This is a genomic window from Vibrio iocasae (assembly GCF_042245395.1).
Lineage (GTDB): Bacteria > Pseudomonadota > Gammaproteobacteria > Enterobacterales > Vibrionaceae > Vibrio > Vibrio iocasae.
The window spans coordinates 2505481-2526853 of sequence record NZ_CP145311.1 but is presented as its reverse complement, the minus strand read 5'-3'; the positions used below and the strand labels follow the sequence as shown (position 1 = coordinate 2526853).

19 protein-coding genes and 2 tRNA genes are annotated in these 21373 nt (G+C 43.0%); 10 read left to right on the top strand and 11 right to left on the bottom strand.

Annotation, left to right across the window (positions count from 1 at the left end):
* Positions 1-50 precede the first annotated feature (50 nt).
* Positions 51-1658 carry an NAD(P)/FAD-dependent oxidoreductase gene (locus SNR28_RS21255; protein ID WP_375750709.1) on the bottom strand — a complete coding sequence of 536 codons (1608 nt, stop codon included), beginning with the start codon at positions 1656-1658 and terminating at the stop codon, positions 51-53.
* Between the two features lie 173 nt (positions 1659-1831).
* On the opposite strand from SNR28_RS21255, the gene fdxA reads away from it, so the two are divergent.
* Positions 1832-2155: a ferredoxin FdxA gene (gene fdxA / locus SNR28_RS21250; RefSeq protein ID WP_375750707.1), complete on the top strand. Its 324-nt coding sequence runs from the start codon at positions 1832-1834 to the stop codon at positions 2153-2155.
* 96 nt (positions 2156-2251) lie between these two features.
* Here the strand turns inward: fdxA and rlmE are convergent, their stop codons facing one another.
* Positions 2252-2872: a 23S rRNA (uridine(2552)-2'-O)-methyltransferase RlmE gene (gene rlmE, locus SNR28_RS21245; RefSeq protein ID WP_375750706.1), complete on the bottom strand. Its 621-nt coding sequence runs from the start codon at positions 2870-2872 to the stop codon at positions 2252-2254.
* Between the two features lie 162 nt (positions 2873-3034).
* Between rlmE and SNR28_RS21240 the strand changes: the two genes are divergently transcribed.
* Positions 3035-3775, top strand: coding sequence for a TrmH family RNA methyltransferase (locus SNR28_RS21240; RefSeq protein ID WP_375750705.1), 741 nt, complete (start codon positions 3035-3037; stop codon positions 3773-3775).
* Positions 3776-3943: 168 nt separating this feature from the next.
* Here the strand turns inward: SNR28_RS21240 and SNR28_RS21235 are convergent, their stop codons facing one another.
* From SNR28_RS21235 to SNR28_RS21225, 3 genes are read right to left on the bottom strand one after another with little or no spacing between them, the layout of a single operon-like run.
* Positions 3944-5593 carry an ADP-ribosylglycohydrolase family protein gene (locus SNR28_RS21235; protein ID WP_375750703.1) on the bottom strand — a complete coding sequence of 550 codons (1650 nt, stop codon included), beginning with the start codon at positions 5591-5593 and terminating at the stop codon, positions 3944-3946.
* Complete coding sequence (locus SNR28_RS21230; protein ID WP_375750702.1) at positions 5594-6229, bottom strand: DarT ssDNA thymidine ADP-ribosyltransferase family protein; 636 nt, start codon at positions 6227-6229, stop codon at positions 5594-5596.
* 2 nt (positions 6230-6231) lie between these two features.
* Positions 6232-7626, bottom strand: a complete 1395-nt coding sequence (locus SNR28_RS21225; RefSeq protein WP_375750701.1) for a 3'-5' exonuclease — start codon at positions 7624-7626, stop codon at positions 6232-6234.
* A gap of 240 nt (positions 7627-7866) precedes the next feature.
* Between SNR28_RS21225 and SNR28_RS21220 the strand changes: the two genes are divergently transcribed.
* On the top strand, positions 7867-8013 hold the full coding sequence (locus SNR28_RS21220; protein WP_375750699.1) for a hypothetical protein: 147 nt from the start codon (positions 7867-7869) through the stop codon (positions 8011-8013).
* Between the two features lie 509 nt (positions 8014-8522).
* On the opposite strand, the gene SNR28_RS21215 is transcribed toward SNR28_RS21220, so the two are convergent.
* Both SNR28_RS21215 and ptsG read right to left on the bottom strand, forming a co-directional pair.
* Positions 8523-8613, bottom strand: a tRNA-Ser gene (locus SNR28_RS21215).
* Positions 8614-8820: 207 nt separating this feature from the next.
* Complete coding sequence (gene ptsG / locus SNR28_RS21210) at positions 8821-10215, bottom strand: PTS glucose transporter subunit IIBC (RefSeq protein ID WP_375750698.1); 1395 nt, start codon at positions 10213-10215, stop codon at positions 8821-8823.
* 378 nt (positions 10216-10593) lie between these two features.
* Here ptsG and SNR28_RS21205 point away from each other — a divergent pair, with 378 nt between their 5' ends.
* From SNR28_RS21205 to SNR28_RS21195, 3 genes are read left to right on the top strand one after another with little or no spacing between them, the layout of a single operon-like run.
* Entirely contained in the window at positions 10594-11322 is a 729-nt protein-coding gene (locus SNR28_RS21205) for a response regulator (RefSeq protein WP_375750696.1), read from the top strand.
* Positions 11315-12820, top strand: a complete 1506-nt coding sequence (locus SNR28_RS21200) for an ATP-binding protein (RefSeq protein WP_375750695.1) — start codon at positions 11315-11317, stop codon at positions 12818-12820. Before SNR28_RS21205 ends, SNR28_RS21200 begins: the two co-directional genes overlap by 8 nt.
* A gap of 50 nt (positions 12821-12870) precedes the next feature.
* Positions 12871-14127, top strand: coding sequence for an ABC transporter substrate-binding protein (locus SNR28_RS21195; RefSeq protein ID WP_375754137.1), 1257 nt, complete (start codon positions 12871-12873; stop codon positions 14125-14127).
* A gap of 84 nt (positions 14128-14211) precedes the next feature.
* Here the strand turns inward: SNR28_RS21195 and SNR28_RS21190 are convergent.
* The 3 genes from SNR28_RS21190 to SNR28_RS21180 all read right to left on the bottom strand — a co-directional run bounded on the left by SNR28_RS21190 (position 14212) and on the right by SNR28_RS21180 (position 16344).
* Positions 14212-14288: transfer RNA gene (locus SNR28_RS21190), tRNA-Pro, on the bottom strand.
* Positions 14289-16094 (bottom strand): DUF3413 domain-containing protein, encoded by a 1806-nt coding sequence (locus tag SNR28_RS21185; RefSeq protein ID WP_375750694.1) that lies wholly within the window; start codon positions 16092-16094, stop codon positions 14289-14291.
* A gap of 31 nt (positions 16095-16125) precedes the next feature.
* Positions 16126-16344: a YejL family protein gene (locus tag SNR28_RS21180; RefSeq protein WP_375750692.1), complete on the bottom strand. Its 219-nt coding sequence runs from the start codon at positions 16342-16344 to the stop codon at positions 16126-16128.
* 85 nt (positions 16345-16429) lie between these two features.
* On the opposite strand from SNR28_RS21180, the gene yejK reads away from it, so the two are divergent.
* From yejK to SNR28_RS21160, 4 genes are all read left to right on the top strand, one after another.
* The gene (gene yejK / locus SNR28_RS21175; protein WP_375750691.1) at positions 16430-17431 is read left to right on the top strand and encodes a nucleoid-associated protein YejK; all 1002 of its coding nucleotides are present in this window, start codon (positions 16430-16432) and stop codon (positions 17429-17431) included.
* 154 nt (positions 17432-17585) lie between these two features.
* On the top strand, positions 17586-18275 hold the full coding sequence (locus SNR28_RS21170) for a hypothetical protein (protein ID WP_375750690.1): 690 nt from the start codon (positions 17586-17588) through the stop codon (positions 18273-18275).
* 195 nt (positions 18276-18470) lie between these two features.
* Positions 18471-19583, top strand: a complete 1113-nt coding sequence (asd, locus tag SNR28_RS21165; protein ID WP_375754136.1) for an aspartate-semialdehyde dehydrogenase — start codon at positions 18471-18473, stop codon at positions 19581-19583.
* Between the two features lie 149 nt (positions 19584-19732).
* Positions 19733-20263, top strand: a complete 531-nt coding sequence (locus tag SNR28_RS21160) for a type II secretion system protein (RefSeq protein WP_375750689.1) — start codon at positions 19733-19735, stop codon at positions 20261-20263.
* Positions 20264-20310: 47 nt separating this feature from the next.
* On the opposite strand, the gene SNR28_RS21155 is transcribed toward SNR28_RS21160, so the two are convergent.
* Positions 20311-21156: an ion transporter gene (locus SNR28_RS21155; protein ID WP_375750687.1), complete on the bottom strand. Its 846-nt coding sequence runs from the start codon at positions 21154-21156 to the stop codon at positions 20311-20313.
* Positions 21157-21373 lie beyond the last annotated feature (217 nt).

The following is a 21373-nucleotide window of genomic DNA, read 5'->3' as shown; positions in this document are numbered from 1 at the left end:
AAAAAGCCCGCTGATTTCTCGGCGGGCCTTTCGTATGTAGTGTGTAGTATCTATGATTGCTCAGTTATAGCACGTGCGACGGCCTCAGCAACACGGATACCATCGATCCCTGCCGATAGAATGCCTCCTGCATAGCCAGCACCCTCACCAGCAGGATATAAACCTGAGGTATTGATACTCTGGAAATCTTTACCTCGCTTGATACAGATAGGAGAAGAAGTACGAGTTTCAACACCCGTCAACATGCCATCGGGTTTAGAGAACCCTTTGATTTTCTTCTCGAAAGCAGGAATCGCTTCACGGATTGCTTCGGTAACATACTCCGGCACCACCTTGCTAAGATCGGCAAGCGTTATACCTGGCGTGTAAGATGGTTGAACCTCACCAAGTTGTTGGCTTGATTTGCCAGCCAGGAAGTCACCAATAAGCTGAGCTGGTGCATGGTAGTTCTCACCACCTTCTTTAAAAGCCAGTTCTTCTAACTTACGTTGAAACTCAATCCCTGCTAATGGATGACCTGGGTAATCCTCTTCTGGAGATATTCCAACCACAATGGCACTGTTAGCATTACGTTCATGTCGAGAGTATTGGCTCATACCGTTTGTCACCACACGACCCTCTTCAGAAGTCGCTGCTACTACCGTTCCTCCCGGACACATACAGAAGCTATAAACGCTGCGTCCATTTTTGCAGTGATGAACTAATTTGTAGTCAGCTGCGCCCAGTAAAGGGTGCCCTGCATTATCACCAAAGCGGCAGCGGTCAATCGCACTCTGCTCATGCTCAATACGGAAGCCAACTGAAAACGGCTTTGCTTCCATATAGACACCTTGGTCATAAAGTGTTTCGAAAGTATCACGTGCACTATGACCAACCGCCAAAATGACGTGTTGGCTTTTCAGGTACTCACCATTTGATAGATGTACCCCTTTAACCTGGTTATCGACAAGATCGAGTTTATCCACACGTGCACTGAAACGGATTTCACCACCAAGTTCGATGATTTTTGCTCGCATCTTTTCAATCATGCCTACCAGCTTGAAAGTACCGATATGAGGCTTACTGACATACTGAATCTCTTCTGGTGCACCAGCTTCAACAAACTCGTTGATCACTTTACGACCATAATGGTTAGGATCTTTGATCTGAGTATAAAGTTTGCCGTCAGAGAAAGTACCAGCACCACCTTCGCCAAACTGCACGTTTGACTCAGTATTTAGTGGCTGCTTACGCCAAAAGCCAAAGGTATCTTTTGTACGCTCACGCACCGCTTTACCACGCTCAAGCACAATCGGTTTAAAGCCCATCTGAGCCAAAATAAGTGCTGAGAACAATCCGCTTGGACCAAAACCGATTACAACCGGACGTTCCTCTAGCGCTTCTGGTGCCTGCGTAACAAACTTATAGCTCATGTCTGGCGTTTCTTTTACGCGGTGATCGTTAGCAAATTTCTCCAGTAGTTGCGCTTGGTTCTCTACTTCAATATCCAGTGTATAGATGAGCTGAATGTTTTTGTTGTTGCGGGCATCGTAACCACGTCTAAACATCGTAAAAGACAACAGTTGCGCTTTTTTAATTTTTAGCTTTTCCAAAATGGCTTTTTCGAGCGCAAGCTCATCGTGATCGAGGGGCAGTTTGATGTCAGTTAAACGTAGCATAGTTAAATTACTCTTTGTGTATGCCGGACGGCCTTTCCGTCAGGGCAGGATAAGATCGAAATACGAAATTATGGGCAGGATTTTACACGATATCACTCTTAAAGAAACTTGTGTTTTGAGGGTTATTCTTTAAAATTGCGCCACACTTGATGAACTGAAGATATAGCGTTTAAATGACTTTTGTAGTGACTGAAAACTGCATCAAATGCAAGTATTCAGACTGTGTGGCGGTTTGCCCAGTCGATGCCTTTTTTGAAGGTCCTAACTTTTTAGCAATTGATCCAGATATTTGCATCGATTGCTCATTGTGCGCGCCAGAATGTGCAGCCGATGCCATTTATCAGGATACGGAAGTTCCACCTGATCAAGTTGAGTTCATAGAGCTTAACGCTGAACTCTGTAAGATTTGGCCAAATATTACAGAGGTTATACCACCACCAGAGGATGCGGATGAGTGGAATGGAGTACCAAACAAACGTTCAATGCTGGAAAAGTAAAAAGCTTAGAAAGTAGATTGAAGAACTCTCCCCTCGGCACATTTATCAAGGTTGAAACGTACAACCTTACATAAGAGGGGGAGTTAAGTGGCTGAACTATCCTTTAAATCCTTTACCGACTACATATACCTCTCTAGATCGTGGGCGAGAAGCAGCAGGCTTACGAATAATCACTTTGTTAAAAGACGTTCGAACATCTTTCACATACTCTTCGTACCCAACACCCTGGAATACCTTAGCGCAAAAGTTGCCGCCCGGCTTTAGGACATTACGCGCCATATCTAGCGCCAGCTCAACCAGATACATAGAGCTGTATTGATCAGTCGTTTTAACGCCACTCATGTTGGGTGCCATATCCGAGATCACGACATCAACACCTTTGCCATCTAGCGTCTGCAAAATACGCTCATATACAGCTTCTTCAGTAAAGTCGCCCTGAATAAACGTAACGCCTACCATGCCATCCATATGCAAGATATCTGACGCAATAACGGTACCATTATCACCAACGATAGGAGCGACTATCTGCGACCATCCCCCTGGTGCGGAACCAAGATCCATAGCAACATCGCCCGGCTTGATAAGCTGATCTTTTTCATTAATTTCTATTAGCTTATAGCTTGCTCGAGATCGATAACCATCGGCTTGCGCTTTTTTTACATATGGATCGTTAACGTGTTCGTCGAGCCATTTCTTACTGGTTTTTGAGCGTGCCATAGGTTGTTCGCCATGTTGGTAAAATATAGGGAGCGATATTGTAATCATATCCCTATGTTTTGCAAATATCGCCTGACATCCAGAGGTGACATTCTGACAAACAAAAGAGTACAATCGCCTGCGAAAATTTAGTGAGACACAATTTATGAAACAGGGCCATCTATGAAACTGGATAATGCAAAGAAGCTACATCAAAAAAAATATCGCGAACAGTTTGGTCACTATTTAGTTGAAGGCGAGCATCTGATCCTGGAACTGGACAAAGCAGCACAGTCTCAACCTTATCTTAAAAACACGATTTTATATGTGACTGAGGAGTACCAGGAATGGGCAAAGCAGCTCAAGCACTCTTACACTGTCACGACTATTAGTAAAAAACAGATGGCAGGACTAAGTGATACCAAAACGCCACAAGGTATCATCGCTTGTGTCCCTCTACCTGCACAGGCCGAGAGAGCACCTCTGCAAGATGGTGAGCGCTGTATCTACCTACATGAAGTACAAGATCCCGGCAACCTGGGCACGATTTTGCGCAGCCTAGCGTGGTTTGGTCACTTTCGCTTGTTATTGAGTAACAACAGTGTCGACCCTTATAATCCAAAAGTCGTGCGTTCAAGCATGGGGGCTATCTTCCACTTGCCTATCGAGCAAGGTGTTGAGCTTACTGAGCTAAATCAGCGCTTTGAGCGCTTTGCTTATCTTGATATGCAGGGTGAGAAGGTTAATACACCTCAGTTTTCCGAGTATGACTGCTATCTATTTGGTAACGAAGCGCGCGGTGTGCCTAAGCAAGCTTTAGCGGATTGTAACGCTCAGCCTTTTACTATCACTGGTAGCGGCAAGATAGATTCTTTAAACCTGGCCAGTGCGGTGAATATCTGCGTCTATCAGTTGTCGATATAAACGCACCGTTACAACTGGTTGAAAGCTGGTTTCTCATCTATAAGAGTTAATATCTAAAACCTTACGAAATGCAAAAAGCCCGCTGATTTCTCAGCGGGCTTTTTGCATGTGCCTATAACCAAGTGTGTTTGTCAACCATGTTTTTGGTTAAGCATACTCCATGTCTAATTAGACTTCATACTCACTGTATGCTTTCGCAATTATAGAACTATACGCGATTACGCTTTCGATAGAGTAATTTTTCTTGTTTGCTAATAACTTAATATGCTTCCCAATGAGGGTCTCATCAAAACCACTTTCTATGGCTTCTATGGTCAAAGATTTCATATCATGAACAGTATCTCTACTCTGCGATATATTCTTAGATTGAGTAGAGGGTTGTGAATAGTTTGGATCGGGGATTTCTGAGGTGTCGAGTTCCTTCGTTTTGGGTTCCGAATCACTGAGCTTGGATTTGGGACAAATACCTAGCTGACTTTCATTGAAATTCGCGAATATCCTTCTCTTCAATAATAGTGAAAATCCGTACTTAGTTGAGTACCACTTGTATAAGTGGCCTTTTTTCTTGTCTTCAAATGCTTCAGAAATTGGTGTTATTTCACCAAACAACAACATAACTAACTTGTTATCTAGGATGGTAACGTTGTCTAACGAAGATCTATTAGGCACCCAGTTTAAAGCATCTGGGTATTCAAAAGAGTTGACTTCATTTCCTCTACTAATTTCATACATTCTAGTAGCTTCAGATAATATGTAGTCGATATCTTGTATGTGTCCTGATGGTTGAGATTGTGTGCTAGCTCCATAAAGAGCACCAAACATAGTAGCGATGGTGTCTGTGTCAGTTTGCAACTCATTCGCAACATCGATGAGAAGTGTTTTAGGATCATTTAATCTGTAGCTTTTTATCATTAATAGCGAAGCGGCGAGGGAGGTCTTACTTCCAGATCCTCTTTGTGATGGCTCAGTAAGCCCGAGCAATTGTGTTAAATGCTTATAGTCGAGCTTTGGTGAAAGCAACCAGTCTGAAGCTGCTTCGATATCTCTAATTATCTCTTCAGCGACACTTGCAAATGCTTCGTCTAATGTTTGCTGAGTCTCAGTTTCCCACTGATGCAGCCAGAATGTTTCTAGCATGTCATCTTGTTTAATGAAGAATGAAGCTCTGCTGCAAATCATTGCATCATCTATGAGCGTTTCCATTTTTATGCTTTCTTGCCGAAGGATTCGTGCTAAGGATAAAGAATGTAGCATTGCTCCTGCTATAGCTCTTGGATGCCCGTGAGTAACAATAGAGTTCCTAATGACATCTAGGATGTACGTTTCTATATCTGCAAGATCTGTTGCTGCCCAAACGTGTGGTTGAATGCGCATAGCAGCCCCGTTACCACCACCGACTACATATTGTGAATCCTTTTGGCTATAAAAATTTGAATACCAGTTCACAGATTTTTTTACAAGATTGTTAGTGGCGACTTTTGTTCCTCGACCAGCCCCCAAAGCGTAACTTAACCACACGGGAAGCTCACATTTCGCAAAAGCTTCTATGTCAAAGTAGCCTCTTCCATTAATAGCCCTTGAGGTGCTAAGTCTCAGTTGAGTGTCATCCGAATAGGTCCCATTAGGGAGACTTACTTGTGTGCCATAAATTCCGTCTAGTTTCCGTTTCCATGGAATAGTGTCTGTTACTATTTCAAAATCTGTCCGTGTTTTTATCGTGTTTTTTGTCTTAGCTAACTCTGTCATAAAACCCAAGGCATCAGCATAAGCAGCCCAAAGTGCAGAATTTATGGTTGCTGTTCTACGAAAGTTGCTCATCTATAGTCCTTTGAATTTATCTTCGTTAACTTCAATAGTGATATCTTTTAAGCGCTCATCAAATGACAAAGCTGCACTTGCAAGCGCATACGTGTTTTCATCGGGAACATATAATTTATTCAAATAGCAAAGGCTTATCTCTTTTGGGTATAGGACCTCAGCTTCTTCACACGTTGTCCAGTTAGCTGGTAATGAAGAGGCTCTTGACTTCATATTGCCTCGTTTTGACATTACTTGACTATTGAATAACTTGAGTAAGCCTTCAGAACCTACACCCCGCACGCATTCATTTTTGTAAATATTATTGGTAGTGGTGAATACAACGCTCTCATGGTTAAGGATTTCAGCATCAAATGCCAAAATAACCCAGAAATCATACTCTTCCTTATGCCAGCTTTTGCTATGCCCGAAAAAACTAGAGTTTATCCTAGATATAGAAAGATTTACATATGACGTCCACTGTGGGTCTGAGCGGAACTTAGAGTTGTATTTAGTGATATACTCTAGAGCCTGCTCGTTGGGTAGTTGATCCCTTGATACCAGTCTATTTAAAGTGAATATGCCTACTAAACCATGGTTTGTTGTAAAGTGAAGCACTTCGTCGATTTTTCGTTCAGATATTATTCGCTCTATCACTGTCACAGTTCCAAATATTCGTAAGTATCATTGTCGATGAGGTCAAGAATACTTGGCTTATCACCTTGCTTGTACCCTAGCATTACTGACTTTTTGGCTCTAGTAATAGATACGGTTAACAGTTTACAGATATTTGAGTACGAGTCTGACTCAGCATCCTCGTCGTACCTAAGAAACTCATCGCTCAAGCCTAACAAAATTACATGATCAAATTCGAGGCCTTTAGCTGAATGCATTGTTGACAGAACCACATTAGTATCGATATCAGGCCAGTCTGTTGATTTAGTTAAGTTCGCAAAAAGGATACCACTGTTTTGAAGCTGAGCTTTGAGGTAGCGTTGAGTTTTTTGTGACTTAGCTAAAAAGCACACAGTTTCATTTCTCAGATCAATATCATTTATAATGCACTCAATTGCATAATTGGTCTGCTGATTGTATAGACCGCAAATTATCTTTGGTAGTTTTCCCGATACTGTACAACTTTCATAATCAGGTACTGTACCATCCGCATCTATTCCAACCTGTTTGAGTAATTGATATCCCAATCGAGCGATTTCAAACGTGTTCCTATAATTCTTTGTCAACCTAGAAGAGTTCTGAGGTCGTATATCTAAACCTACTTCTCGCCACGTAAATCCTCTGTTGTATATTTTTTGTGCGGTATCAATGACGAAGGTTCCGTGCGACTGTTCATGTAACATAGATACGACGGTTCGAAGTTCATTGGCTGAAAAGTCTTGGGTCTCATCAGCGATGATTATGTCGAACTTGTCGTTTAAGTTAGTTGCTGGAAATTGGTTTATGTCGTTCCAGTCAACGAGGTTGTTTGCTTTCTTATAAGCCTGATAGGGACGCACAATGTTGTTAAGAATTTTTTCTCGCAAGGCTCTATCTACTCTCGGTTTCGAACCACGACCAACTCGTGTTGTATCTAGATAGAGATCTAAGTTTCCTTGAGGGAATCTGCCCAAAATGTAGTCTACTTCTGAATGAAGATAATCAATGTCTAGACCATAGGATTCTATAATTGGGAAGTGACTATCGGCAATGTTGTTTACGAGCGTTAGCTTATTGATATCGGGGAACTTATTTCTACAATACTTAGCAAGTGTTTGGACTTCAATGTCAATATCATGACCAATCTCTTGAGCTAGTTGTCTGATATATGAACTCAGAGTGGTATTGAAAGTGAATACAATAGCACGAATAGGCTTATGCTCCTCTCCACTCCTTTGGCGACTATTTCTATGAAATGTTATTGCTAATCTCAGCATCAACAGTGCGATAGTAGTTTTTCCACTTCCTGCTGCTCCGCGAATCACTCGGTTCATCGGGTGAGGGGTGGTGAAAAGCTGCATCTGTTCGTCTGTAGGTTTTATTGTTCCAAGAGGTTTCACGCGCTAAGTCCTTGTATTTATTAAACAGAAGTGCATTCAATTGAGTATCACATAAGCTTGCCGCAATCAACCACCTTGAAGCAAAAGACTTAAATTAATTGTGGTTATTTGACTCAAAGCTGATCAAAAGGTGAGTATGACTGATGTTGGGGGATACATACCCTACAACATTAATTCCACTGATCAATTAGAACAGTTATTGGAGTTATTAACGCCCGGTCTAGCAGTGTGGTGGTGTAGATGGGTCTAAGCATACAACTCCTTCAAGTTATCGATTTTGGCTTATCGAGCATTAACCCACTTGTCGTAGAGCATACCAACTTTGCGGTTTATCACGGCGTTCCCAGAAGTACCTCTGCTGGCCTTCATAGCGATGTCGAAGTATAACCAGCTCAAGCTATACAGGTGCTTGTGCCACCGATGCAGCTTAAAGTTTGTTGGTGCTCGTTTCCTGACCTTTAGTTTGATATGTACTCCAGGTATCGCCTTTCTTAAAAGTGACAAAACTTATTCGTTCATCAGAGTATTTCTTGATGAGAGTTGATTGTTGTAAAACATCTTGAGAGGGTTTCGAGTAAAAATGACAATGTCTTTGTCCTTGCGGGACTCCCCACTGGGCGCAGTTTGTTCGGCAATAGTGGCAGCCATCTGAAGCTGTCCTTCCTGGGTGAGAAGACGCAATAGGCGATGAGGTTGCTGCAAGTAGGCATATTAGCCATATGATTTTGTTCATTTTTCCTAGCCTTGTTGTTGAAACCCAATCATTTATAAGAGGTTTTTAACGAACTGTATGCGATATGGCTCACGCAAAAAAGACTGTAGTGAAGGTGTTATGAATTTGAGGAAGTATTAGATGCAAAAAAGCCCGCTGATTTCTCAACGGGCTTTTCAAAGTGTGGCGGAGAGATAGGGATTTGAACCCTAGATACGCTATTAACGTATGCCGGTTTTCAAGACCGGTGCTTTCAACCACTCAGCCATCTCTCCGTGTGCGGGGCATAATATAAGGCTATGAAAACATTGTAAAGCCCTGTTAGCACTGTTTGATGAATTTATGTGCAGAAAAGCAGGATTTTTTTGGCTGAGTAAGAAAGCGGAGATTGAGTGGTGAGATTGAGGTGGTGATACGCTGTGTTACAAACACTAAAAAGCCGGGCTAAGAAGCCCGGCTTGGTATTTCTAAAGGTTGTGGAATTAAGCTAGTGCTTCCATCTGACCTTTGATGATTTCAGAGTGAGTACCAAATACTGCCTGGAAGTTGTCACCCTTAGCAAATACACCTGCTGCACCTAGTGCTTTCAGTTTTTCAGTATCTACTTTGCTGCCATCGTTAACTGTTACACGTAGACGAGTGATACATGCGTCTAGGTCTTTGATGTTCGCTTTGCCACCGAATGCTTCAGTGATGTTCGCTGCTAGCTCGCTGCCGTCAGTGTTAACTTCAACCTGAGACTCAGACTCATCTTCACGACCTGGAGTTTTAAGGTCGAACGCTTTGATTAGCGCTACGAATACGAAGAAGTAGATAGCTGCGTATACAAGACCGATTACTGGTAGCATCCAACCGTTAGTTGAGTTACCGAACAGTAGTGTGAAGTCGAATAGACCGTGGCTGAATGTAGTACCGTGCTTAATGCCTAGCATAATCATCACTACGAATGCAGAACCAGCTAGTAGAGCGTGTACTACGTATAGTAGTGGAGCAACGAATAGGAATGCGAATTCGATTGGCTCAGTGATACCTGTTAGGAACGAAGTTAGTGCTGCAGAACCTAGGATTGAAGCTACTACTTTTTGCTTGTCGCTCTTAGCAGTTACGTACATTGCTAGACACGCTGCAGGTAGACCGAACATCTTGAACATGTAGCCACCAGCTAGGTTACCAGCAGTTGGGTCACCAGCAAGGTAACGTGGGATTTCACCAGTTACAACTTCACCAGCAGCCGTTGTGAATGAACCAACTTCGTAGAAGAATGGTGCGTTCCAGATGTGGTGTAGACCGAATGGAATTAGAGAACGCTCAACGATACCGTAGATACCGAACGCTAGCTCTGGAGACTGGTATGCTGCCCAGTGAGAGAACGCTGCGATACCAGCACCGATTGGCTGCCATACGATTGCAAGAATAGCTGCAACCACACACGCTGCTAGAGACGTTACGATAGGAACGAAACGCTTACCGCCGAAGAAGCCTAGGTATGTTGGCAGCTTAATAGTGTGGTAACGGTTAAAGAGTTCCGCTGCAACAAGACCCATGATTACGCCACCGAATACACCAGTGTCAGTACCAGGAGCAACTACACCAAGTACGCGAGTCATTGTTAGGTAACCAAGTGCTGCTGCTAGTGCTGCTACACCGTCGTTCTTAGAGAAACCAAGTGCTACACCGATTGCGAATAGTAGCGCCATGTTTGCAAACACACCCAGACCAGCCTCGGTCATGATCTGTGCAACGATCTCTGGAAGGAATTTAGCAACTTCTGAGTTACCACCGATACCTAGCAAGATACCTGCTGCAGGCATACATGCTACAGGGAGCATCAAGCTGCGTCCCATCTTTTGCATTGTACTAAAAACGTTCATTTTCAACCCCGATTGATTTTATAAATGTAATTTTTTACTAAAACTAGTAGAAAATAAGAAACCAGCTTTTATTAAGATGGTTTGAAATCTAGTAAATAAAATTTAGCTATGCAGATGCGTACTTCTGAATACCTAAGTTTTATTGAACGGGTATATATTAAATTGCTGAGTATTTAGTTAACGAGGGCATGGTCACGCCCAATGTAACATAACGTAACGTAGTGCAATGCTACGTAATGGACAGGTAAAATCATGGTAGACTTGGGTTACAAACTACCAATTACCGTGTTACATAAAGAACATTAAGTGCGCTTTTATTCATATACTAGACGCATTGCTAAAATAAAAATTAGATAAAAACTAGTGTGAAATAGGACCTTATTTATGTCTGTAAAAAAGCAAATACTTGTGGTCGATGATGACCGTGAGATTCGCGAACTGCTCGATGAATACCTTACAAAATCAGGCTATAGCGTTGTATTGGCAGAAGAAGGTGAGGAGATGAAACGTCACCTGCTGGTACGGGAACCTGATCTTATTCTGCTAGATATCATGTTGCCTGGCGACGATGGTTTTACACTTTGCCAATACATAAGAAAGTCATCTAACGTACCCATTATTATGTTAACGGCTGTATCCGATGAGACCGATCAGATTGTTGGTTTAGAGATCGGAGCGGACGATTACATTGCGAAACCTTTTAGTCCTCGCCAGCTTGTTGCAAGAATTAAAGCAATGTTACGTAGGACGAGAAGTCCTGAAATTGAAGAAGAGAAGCCAAAGCCTAAATATATTGAGTTTGCTCAGTGGCGCCTTAATACTATTACGCACCTGCTTACGAATGTTGAAACAAATGAAGAAATAGAGCTTTCAGGAAAAGACTTTGCTTTATTAGTACTGTTTTTAGAAAGCCCGAATCAAGTTCTTGACCGGGATACAATTACTCAGGCGATAAAAGGAAGGAACGCACTGCCTACCGAAAGGGGGTTGGATGTGCAGCTTTCTCGACTACGCCAGAGATTAGGAGACAGCGGGAAACATCCGAAGCTGATTAAGACCATGCGCGGAGACGGTTACATATTGTCTGCCGAAGTGAAATATTACGATGACTAATAAGACGGAAGGAATCGATATTCCGCCAGTACTCACCGCGATTCAGCAGCGGTTAGCTAAGTTTATGCCCAAGTCTTTGGTATCAAGGACGTTATGGCTAAGTTTGTTGCCCGTGATTCTGGCTCAACTTGTGGCGACGAACGTTTGGTACAGTAACTCAAAGTATCGTGACTTACAGGGTTTGCATTCAACCGCAACCAGTATGGCGAGTAACTTTGTATCAACTGCAAACTTCTTTCAGTCTCTGCCGCTACAGTATCGTCACGTGGTGCTGAATCAGTTACGTAACATTGGTGGTACGCGTTTCTTTGTTTCATTTAACGAAGAAGAGATCAAAATCGATCCAGCGAAAGAGAGTGAAATGCGAAATGTGGCCAAAAACGTATTTCGTGAAGTGCTTGAACAAAAACTTGAAAAAACACCTTCTCCTGAACATTTAAAAGTCGAGTTTTCACGCCCAGAGACACTTCGTGTATTGACCAATGACACCCTGCTAAGGGATTTACCTAAGTCATGGGCGCACTACACACTAACACTTGAGCCGCTTAACCCGCCTATTCTTGTCGTGCAGATTCAGCTTGCCGAAAAAGAGTGGCTTTACATCGCTGCTTTGTTACCAGCACCTTACACAACATTAGAAGATGACTTCATCTCGACCAATCAGATGTTTTTTATCTTCTTTATTACCGCCTGTTTGATGCTGCTGGCTTACTTTATGATACGTAAGCAGGTAAAACCGCTTAAACGCCTGGCTCAGGCTGCAAACTCACTAAGTAGAGATATCGATCAACCGGCTTTAAAAGAAGAGGGCGCTTCGGAGCTTGTAACCGCAACTCAGGCATTTAACCACATGCAAAAGGCACTAAGGCGTCATATTGATGATCGTGAACGCCTGTTTAGCGCTATTTCACATGATTTAAAAACACCGATTACCCGATTACGCATTCGCTCTGAACTGATTGAAGATGAGCAGCGCGGCCTTAAGTTCAACAAAGATCTCGATGAACTGGAGTTGATGGTAAAAGGTGCACTTCAGATAGTAAAAGACACCGATATTCACGAAAACCTGGTTTTGGTTGACGTAAGAGAGATGCTCGACAATATTGCGGAGCACCACAATACACATCAGAACAAGGTGATTTTTGATGGTACGGATATCGAACCGTATCAATGTAAGCCTTTGGCTCTTAAGCGCTGTTTGTCTAACTTAATAGATAATGGCGTTAAATATGGAGATAGAGTGACGGTTGTCATTCAGGATACGTCTGAATGGCTAGAGCTCACTATCCTAGATGAAGGGCCGGGTATTCCGGAAAACAGATTAGAAGACGTATTCAAACCTTATTTCAGGCTGTCTGATGATAATACAGGGCATGGTTTAGGTATGGGGATCGCAAGGAGTATTATCCGTGCACATGGAGGAAAACTGACAATTAGCAACCATCAGGCTGGTGGATTGCGCGTCGAAGTGCGATTGCCAAGAGACACAATTAAATGAAACGAAAAAAAATGAAGTTATTCAGTGAAATCCGTAAACGTACTTTTGCAATGACTGTGATTGCATCTACGTTAAGTGGATACGCGATAGCTAACAATGACTTCCCCCCTTATACCGGTGAAAAAGAAGTTGAAGTTCTGCACTGGTGGACATCTGGTGGTGAGGCTCGCTCAGCAGAAATACTAAAAGCTGCAGTAGAAGAGAGAGGTTACGACTGGAAAGACTTCTCTGTCGCTGGTGGCGGCGGTGAAAGCGCCATGATGGTGTTAAAAGCCAGAGCCGTATCGGGTAACCCTCCGACATCGGCTCAAATAAAGGGCTACGACATTCAGGAATGGAGCCAGCTTAACTTTTTGAGTAGTGTGGATGGTGTTGCACAGAAAGAGCACTGGGACGCTTTGCTCCCTGCGTTTATTGCCGAGACAATGAAGTACAAAGGCAAATATGTAGCTGCGCCTGCGAATATTCACCGAGTAAACCTGCTTTGGGCGAACAAGGGCATATTTAATGAACTCAATATCGAGGTGCCAAAAACACTGAATGAGTTCTTTGCTGCTGCTGAAGTGATAAAAGCTGCTGGATACATTCCATTAGCTCACGGTAGCCAGCCATGGCAGGACGCCACTTTGTTTGAGGCGGTAGCCATTGCTGAACTTGGTGCTGAGGATTACTACAAAGCGTTTGTTGAGCACGATATGGATGTGCTCAACGGTAAGAAAATGGTCCAGGTGTTTGAATCGTTTAAAAAGATGCGCACCTATACCGATGACAAGATATTAGGCCGTGACTGGAACGTTGCGACAAATATGGTTATCAATGGTGAAGCTGCAATGCAAATCATGGGTGACTGGGCGAAAGGTGAGTTTACTGTAGCAGGCAAATTTCCTGGAGAAGACTATGTTTGTACAGCGGCACCAGGAACAAATGGAAAGTTTGCATATAACATCGATAGCTTTGTTTTCTTCAAATCCCACGACCCATCACGAGGGGTAGGGCAGAAGGAGATAGCCAGCGCGATTATGTCTAAACCGTTTCAGGAAGAGTTCAACTACAGTAAAGGTTCTTTACCTGCTAGAACAGATGTATCCATAGAGAAGTTTGATCAGTGTGCTAAAGCGTCGATGGACGCTCTAAGAAAGGCGGAAGGCAGTGCAAACATGCTACCTAGTATGTCGGCAGATATGTCCACGACAAGTTTCGTAAGAGCCGCCATACTAGATGTGGTGAACGAATTCTTTAATGACCCGGACGCAGACTCTGACGTAGCAGCTAAACGCTTGGCAAGGGCGATTAAAGCCGCCATGTAGTAACAATCAGGTCGTTGCCATCGAGCTGAATGTTTGAACAAGAAAAAAGCCGATTATCGTAGTGATATATCGGCTTTTTTAATATGGTCGGGATGACAGGATTTGAACCTGCGACCACCGCGCCCCCAGCACGGTGCGCTACCAAACTGCGCTACATCCCGTTAATTTTGTTCTCTTGTATAGAAGCGTTTAAGTTCAGACAGCCCCTGCATTAGGATAGAAAGCTTAGGTTTTGCATCTCTCTGACGCTTGTAGTTCTCGTCATAAACTTTGTAGTTGCCAAACTGGTCAACTACGGTCGTGCTTCTGTCAGTGACCAGTGCGATTTCACGGTTATCACCAGCCAGAATCCACTTGCGTGAAGACGTGTTAAACAAGCTTCTGCCACTACTGAACTCTCTAGGCTTGGAAGTAACTCCCATCAAATCCTGTAGCAGGGTTGTTGATACATCAAAATGACTGGACTTGTGCGAATACTGAGTCGCAGCTTTACCCGGCCAATGCATGATGTATGGAACCTTTAGCTGATAGCTACTGTAGTTTGTGTTTGCACCCCAGCTATTGGTATTGGTTTCGTTAAACTCAGTACCGTGGTTTGAAGTGATGATAACAACCGTGTCCTCAAGCAGCTCGTTTGCTGAAAGCGTATAAAGGATATCACCTATATAAGCATCGGCTACCGTGGCTGCCTTGGTGTAAGCTCTGTTCAAGCGTTCTTTCGGAGAGCTCGCGATGTCTTCAACTTCATAATCTTCGTAAGCATCGACAGTTGTCAGCTCTAGGTAGCTAAACCAAGGGGACTTAGACTCTTCTATCCATGCAGCCCAGTCTGCGACGGCTTTGCCATCTGACGCCATTTGACGCTGCTCTTTGTCTAGCGTCACCGCATCTGACTTGAATATCGCTTCGTAATAAAGGTCATCTTCAAAAGCTGTACCGCTGAACAAACCTATGTCGTAGTCCTGCTCTTTCATTGTCTGCAAGATAAGAGGCGATGAGCCCTGAGACTTGATACTTCCGGCATAGCTATTCGGAATGCCGTAGAACAAGCCAAAGACACCATAGCTATCGTTACTTGCACTATAGTGATTGGTAAACTTCTGACTTTGCGCAGCAAAGTTGAAGGTCTCTGGCATCACTTCCGCGTTCATAGTATCTGAGCGCAGGTTATTCACCATTACCATCAGCACATTTAACTTTTGTGGACGGTTATTAAATTTCAGTGGTTCAGTCGGGTAACTAACTAGATCAACCTGTCCTTCACTCTCTTCAAGACGCTTTTGATATTCCTCTCTATCAAGCAGACCATGCTTCTCCATAAATGTTTTAGCCGTCATCGGATAAGACACAGGGAAGTTTGCTTTCTGGCTAGTGATAGGGCTATAGAAATAGGCATCTGCCCAGATATAAACCAGGTGGCTGGTAATAAAACAGACAAAGAAGAGGGCAGTAATAGGGCGCCCGACATGCTTATGCGATAGCTTACGCTGTTTACGCCAAACCCACTCTGACAGGGCGAGTTGCATCAGGAAGATAATTGGGATAACAACAAAGAGTTGCTGTAATTCTATGGTGATAGCACTCGCCTCACCTTCTAAAAGCAACTCCCAGACAACCGGATTCAGGTGAAGGTGTATCTGCTGATAAGCTTCTGTATCAAGAAGTAAAATGGTAAGACCGACGGTTGCAAATGTAACGGCAATCAGTCGGTATAGCTTACGGGAAAGAACAATAAAGGTAAGCGGAAACAGGATTAACAGATACAGCGCGAATACCAGAAAGCCAAAGTGACCAATCCATGACAATGCAAGGTAAGTCTGGCCTAAGAATGTTTCAGGCCATGGTGACTGAGTGATATATCTCGTACCAATCAACATGGTGGCGATGATATTAAAGAAGGTGAACCAGTGTCCCCAACTTACTAATCTTGATACCTTTTCGCCGTAAGAATTTCCGCTATCTACCATTTATTCTTCGTTCTTGAGTAAATTGTTGAGTTTACTTGTCTTCTACGGAAGACAGTAAAGCTTGTGCAAATTTTTCAGCAATTGCTTTGCGCTGTGCAGCCGGTACTTTGCTATTTAGTACGTTAGTTGCGATATTGCCCGCGATCATAAGTGAAAGCTCTGAACTTGCTCCGTGTTTGTCTAAAACGGCTGCAACCTCGGTAAGGATAAGTTCGACCTGGTCATCGCTATATTTTGAAGTAATTGGCATAGTGACTCTAAATAATGATAGTAAAAGCGGCTTATGATAACCTACTCTTCCTCACAACTGAAACCCGAGCAGTGAATTTATAGCTATGAGCCTTAAACTTTCTAACGTTATTTTACATCAGTTAGTTAAAAACGATCAGGATGAACTGGTCGTTAAATACAGAGACGATGCACTCGAACTTGATTCCTTTTCTGAAAACCTGGTAGCTGAGCTACATCGGGTTTTCAATGCAAAAGCCGGTAAGGGCTTTGGCACTTTTCAGTCTGACAGCGAATTTCATCAGTGGTTGCAAGAACTTCGCCACAAAGATCAAACTTTTTACGATTTCTCACAAAAAAGTGCTCAGCGACTAAAAGAAGAGCTAAAAAAATATCCATTTGCCGAAGAAGGCATACTGGTTTTAGCTGAATATCAGTCACTTGCAACAGATTACCTTTTTATCGCATTGTTGCCGTCAATGCAAAGCCTGAAGGTAAACGACAAGCTGGATATCAGTGCAACGGATTACCTTGATATCAGTAAAATGGATATTGCGGCAAGAGTTGACCTCTCAACTTTAGAGACTGATTCTGAATCCAACCGATATTTGTCCTACATAAAGGGGAGAGTAGGGCGCAAAGTTGCAGATTTTTTCCTTGATTTCCTTCAGGCAGAAGTCGGACTGGATACAAAAGTTCAGAATCAGGTTCTGATGCAAGCAGTCGAGGACTACTGCTCTGATTCTCAGCTTAATAAAGAAGAGTCAGACAATTATAAAAAGCAGGTTTTCGAATACTGTAATGAGCAGATAAAGTCTAACGAAGAAGTTGAAGTAAAAGAGCTGTCAGGTGAACTGCCTGTTAGTGATGATGGTACTAGCTTCTTTGATTACACTCAGGAGAGAGGCTACGAGTTAGAAGAGAGTTTCCCTGCTGACAGAGGAACGGTGCGAAAACTGGCTAAGTATGTTGGCTCAGGTGGTGGTTTAAGCATCAACTTCGATAGCATGCTGTTAGGTGAGCGTATTTTCTATGATCCGGATACCGACACCCTGACTATAAAAGGGACGCCACCGAATCTCAAGGACCAATTAACTCGAAACAGTTAACTTATAGTCAAAAAGGGGATAAATAATAATCCCCTTTTAATTTCTTGACCAAACATTGAAAAAACCCTTAAAAACAAGACAGTTACCTAACATTGCAGTATGAGATGCGTAATAGTCTCCGCGCTTCCAACAACAAGTGCATGTAGGAGCAACTGTGAATATCGTTATACGCCCAAATCAGGTTCTGAAATTTTTTCTTTCAGTGATAGGGTTGTTATTGCTTGCTAATATCGCCGGTGTGATAGCAAAGCATTTCATGAACTTTCCCCATATAAAAACATTTATCCGCTTAGTCGATTTCGATACAGAGATGAACATTGCAACACTCTATTCTTCCTGTGCAATGTTGGTCGCTGCGATTGGTCTGCTATTGATTGGCTACACTCATTATAAAAGAGAGGAAGCATCTGTACCTTGGTTCGGTTTGTCACTGATTTTTGTCTACCTGGCAATCGATGAAACATCGGCTTTTCACGAGATGTTTGTTCATCCTGTGAGAGATGCAATGGGGGCATCAGGTATCTTTTACTTTGCATGGGTAATCCCTTACGGTGTTTTGGCCCTGATTCTTGCTGCAACTTACTTGAAGTTCTATCTGGGTTTGGCAAGCAACATGAAGAAACTGTTTGCTTTGGCTGCTACTCTATTTTTCTGTGGTGCGATAGGATTCGAGTTGTTGGGTGGTGCGCTAGCGGATTCAACCGGTGAAGATACACTGATTTACTCTATCTCTTATACCTGTGAAGAAACGCTCGAGATGCTTGGCATTGCGACTCTGATTTATGCTCTGTCGAAATACATTTCACAGACTTTTCCTGTGGCGAATGTTTCTCTGGAAAGTTAATACCTGATCAAATCGACTGTCATGAATGTAAAAAAGCGGCCAATGGTCGCTTTTTTTGATCTTACTAAACTACTGAAAATAGGCGTTTCGCAATAATAATTTCATTTTTCGCTGAAAAAAGCTTGTTTTCTCATGCGTAATTTATTATTGATGAATGTACTTTACTGAATAATTTACATGGAGAGAAGAAGTATGATGCGAGTAGGTTTAGTTGGTTGGCGCGGTATGGTTGGTTCTGTACTGATGCAACGAATGGTTGAAGAGAAAGATTTCGATCATATCGAACCCGTTTTTTATAGTACTTCTCAGGTAGGCATTCCTGCTCCTAACCTTGGAAAAGATGCAGGTATGCTTCAGGATGCTTTCGATCTTGAAAGCCTTAAGCAGCTAGACGCAGTGATCACCTGTCAGGGTGGTGGTTATACTGAAAAAGTATATCCAGCGCTACGTCAGGCAGGTTGGAAAGGTTACTGGATTGATGCAGCTTCGACACTTCGTATGAAAGATGACGCCATTATCACTCTTGACCCGGTTAACCTTGCTCAGATTCAGCAAGGTATTCACTCGGGTACTAACACTTTTGTTGGCGGTAACTGTACGGTGAGTTTGATGCTTATGGGCCTTGGTGGTCTATATGAGAAGGGCTTAATCGAGTGGATGAGTGCAATGACGTATCAGGCTGCTTCTGGTGCTGGTGCGAAGAACATGCGTGAACTTATCTCTCAAATGGGTGTTATCCGTGATTCTGTAGCAGACGAACTAGCCGATCCGGCAAGCTCGATTCTGGATATCGATAGAAAAGTGGCAGAAACCATGCGTTCTGGTGATTTCCCTACGGATCAGTTTGGCGTACCACTAGCTGGCTCTTTGATTCCATGGATCGATGTTAAGCGTGAAAATGGTCAAAGTAAGGAAGAGTGGAAGGGTACGGTTGAAACCAACAAGATTCTTGGTCTTTCTGATAACCCAGTACCAATTGATGGCACGTGTGTGCGTATCGGTGCGATGCGTTGTCATTCTCAGGCGCTTACTATCAAGCTTAAGCAAGATGTTCCTATGGATGAGATCGAAGACATCATCGCGTCTCACAACGAGTGGGTTAAGGTTATCCCTAATGATCGTGATATTACATCACAAGAGCTAAGCCCGACTAAGGTAACAGGCACACTTTCTGTTCCTGTAGGCCGTCTGCGCAAGATGGCAATGGGTAACGACTTCCTGAACGCGTTCACAGTAGGTGACCAGCTTCTTTGGGGTGCAGCAGAACCACTTCGTCGTACACTGCGAATTATCCTGAACGAAAAGTGATACCAGTATAATGAGATGAGAGGGCGCGTTTAGCGCCCTTTTTTATAGGTAAAATAAGTACAAACGTTTACTTTCTATTCTCTGACTTTATCGTGACATTTGCTTGATTAGGTATGGCTAATATTCCCTCGTCTTATGAATCGAGGTGAATGATGAAAAAGAGTCAAGGTTTTACCCTAATCGAACTTGTTGTTGTTATTGTTATTTTGGGAATTTTGGCGGTTACAGCAGCGCCAAAGTTTCTTAATATTCAGGATGATGCCGCAGAGGCTACAACGCACGGTCTAAAAGGAGCCATGGCCTCGGCTGTAGAGATCGTACACGGCAAAGCCATTGTTCAAGGTACTGAATCATTAGCTCAGTCTAGCCCAGATGCTTATATAGAGTTGAGTGATGGTACAAAAATAGAAACTCATTATGGTTACCCGGCTGGGAACTTAGAAGGCATCTTCTTAGCGGTATCTGGCTTGGACGATTCAGATTATGTCGGTGATTCGGATATTGATAGTGAGTGGGTGTACGATATAAAAGACATAGATTCTATCTCTTTTGCTTTGGCAACCAGAGCATCCGACCTACAAGATGAAAGCGCGGGTGATTTCGGAAACTGTAATGTTCAATACACTGCGCCATCAGATGTGGGATACGAGCCACAAATAGTGTTCCATACTTGCTTGTAAAGCTATGGCGATAAGCTCGCATGTAACATAAAGCTTCAACGGAAGCTTTATGGTGAACTGGTGGGTACAACCCTCTTATCAGGATCTGCCAGTTCGCTTCCACAGTGTTTACAGTACATGGCGTCAGCTTCATGACCCGTTTTCATACAGTTTGGACATTTCACTAAACTCTTGTGCGAGTTCATTTCTCTATTTAATTCGGAAGTAATGATCCCTGTTGGTACTGCCAATATAGAGTAACCGAGCAGCATAGTTACTGCAGCCACACCTTTCCCAAGCGCAGTTTGTGGAACTAAATCTCCATACCCTACAGTCGTAATCGTAACAATTGCCCAGTAAATACTCTGAGGAACGCTTGTAAATCCGTTCTCTGGTCCTTCAATAACAAACAGCATAGTGCCGAAGATGGTGACCAGAATCGCAACCGCACTAAAGAATATAAAGACCTTCCTTCGAGCCATAAGCAAGGAGCGAAGCAAGATGTTCGAATCCTGAAGGTATCTAACAAGTTTCAGGATTCTGAATATTCTTAGTACACGAATCAGCCTAATCACCCCCATGAATGTTGCACCAGGAAGTAGGATGGCAAGATACGTAGGTAAAATGGCAAGAAAATCAACGACACCGTAAAAGCTGGTGGCATAGGCTTTTGGCTGAGGTGAGCACCACAACCTGACAATGTATTCCAGAGTAAATAGAGCAGTCAGGGCGTACTCCATTCCCCGCAAGTAAGCTGCCCACTTATCATTAATAGACGGAATCGAATCCAGGACCAACACAACCAGTGAAATTAAAATCAGTGCGATTAACGAGAGGTCGAAGATTTTCCCGGCTTTGGTGTGGGTGCCAAAGATAATGACATAGAGTTGATGTTTTAGTTTTTTGTCTTCCATTGTCTCTACTTATCAGATGCGAGTAACAGGCAACTATAACCTCAATAGATGTCAGAATCGGATAGTTTTCGCTCGACTATATTGTGCAATAAAGCGTCAAATAACCAAAAAGTGTTATATAGAGCACACTTTTTTAAAAAACACTTTTTATGTTCTGGTGATCTTAATCACAGTGGCTATACTGCTTGTGGCACGAGAATGTGGTGTTATTTGTATT

Coding starts and splice junctions, on each gene's coding strand:
- SNR28_RS21255 (WP_375750709.1), bottom strand. CDS start 1,658: ATGCTACGTTTAACTGACATCAAACTGCCCCTCGATCACGATGAGCTT.
- fdxA (WP_375750707.1), top strand. CDS start 1,832: ATGACTTTTGTAGTGACTGAAAACTGCATCAAATGCAAGTATTCAGAC.
- rlmE (WP_375750706.1), bottom strand. CDS start 2,872: ATGGCACGCTCAAAAACCAGTAAGAAATGGCTCGACGAACACGTTAAC.
- SNR28_RS21240 (WP_375750705.1), top strand. CDS start 3,035: ATGAAACTGGATAATGCAAAGAAGCTACATCAAAAAAAATATCGCGAA.
- SNR28_RS21235 (WP_375750703.1), bottom strand. CDS start 5,593: ATGAGCAACTTTCGTAGAACAGCAACCATAAATTCTGCACTTTGGGCT.
- SNR28_RS21220 (WP_375750699.1), top strand. CDS start 7,867: ATGGGTCTAAGCATACAACTCCTTCAAGTTATCGATTTTGGCTTATCG.
- SNR28_RS21205 (WP_375750696.1), top strand. CDS start 10,594: ATGTCTGTAAAAAAGCAAATACTTGTGGTCGATGATGACCGTGAGATT.
- SNR28_RS21200 (WP_375750695.1), top strand. CDS start 11,315: ATGACTAATAAGACGGAAGGAATCGATATTCCGCCAGTACTCACCGCG.
- SNR28_RS21195 (WP_375754137.1), top strand. CDS start 12,871: ATGACTGTGATTGCATCTACGTTAAGTGGATACGCGATAGCTAACAAT.
- SNR28_RS21185 (WP_375750694.1), bottom strand. CDS start 16,094: ATGGTAGATAGCGGAAATTCTTACGGCGAAAAGGTATCAAGATTAGTA.
- SNR28_RS21180 (WP_375750692.1), bottom strand. CDS start 16,344: ATGCCAATTACTTCAAAATATAGCGATGACCAGGTCGAACTTATCCTT.
- yejK (WP_375750691.1), top strand. CDS start 16,430: ATGAGCCTTAAACTTTCTAACGTTATTTTACATCAGTTAGTTAAAAAC.
- asd (WP_375754136.1), top strand. CDS start 18,471: ATGCGAGTAGGTTTAGTTGGTTGGCGCGGTATGGTTGGTTCTGTACTG.
- SNR28_RS21160 (WP_375750689.1), top strand. CDS start 19,733: ATGATGAAAAAGAGTCAAGGTTTTACCCTAATCGAACTTGTTGTTGTT.
- SNR28_RS21155 (WP_375750687.1), bottom strand. CDS start 21,156: ATGGAAGACAAAAAACTAAAACATCAACTCTATGTCATTATCTTTGGC.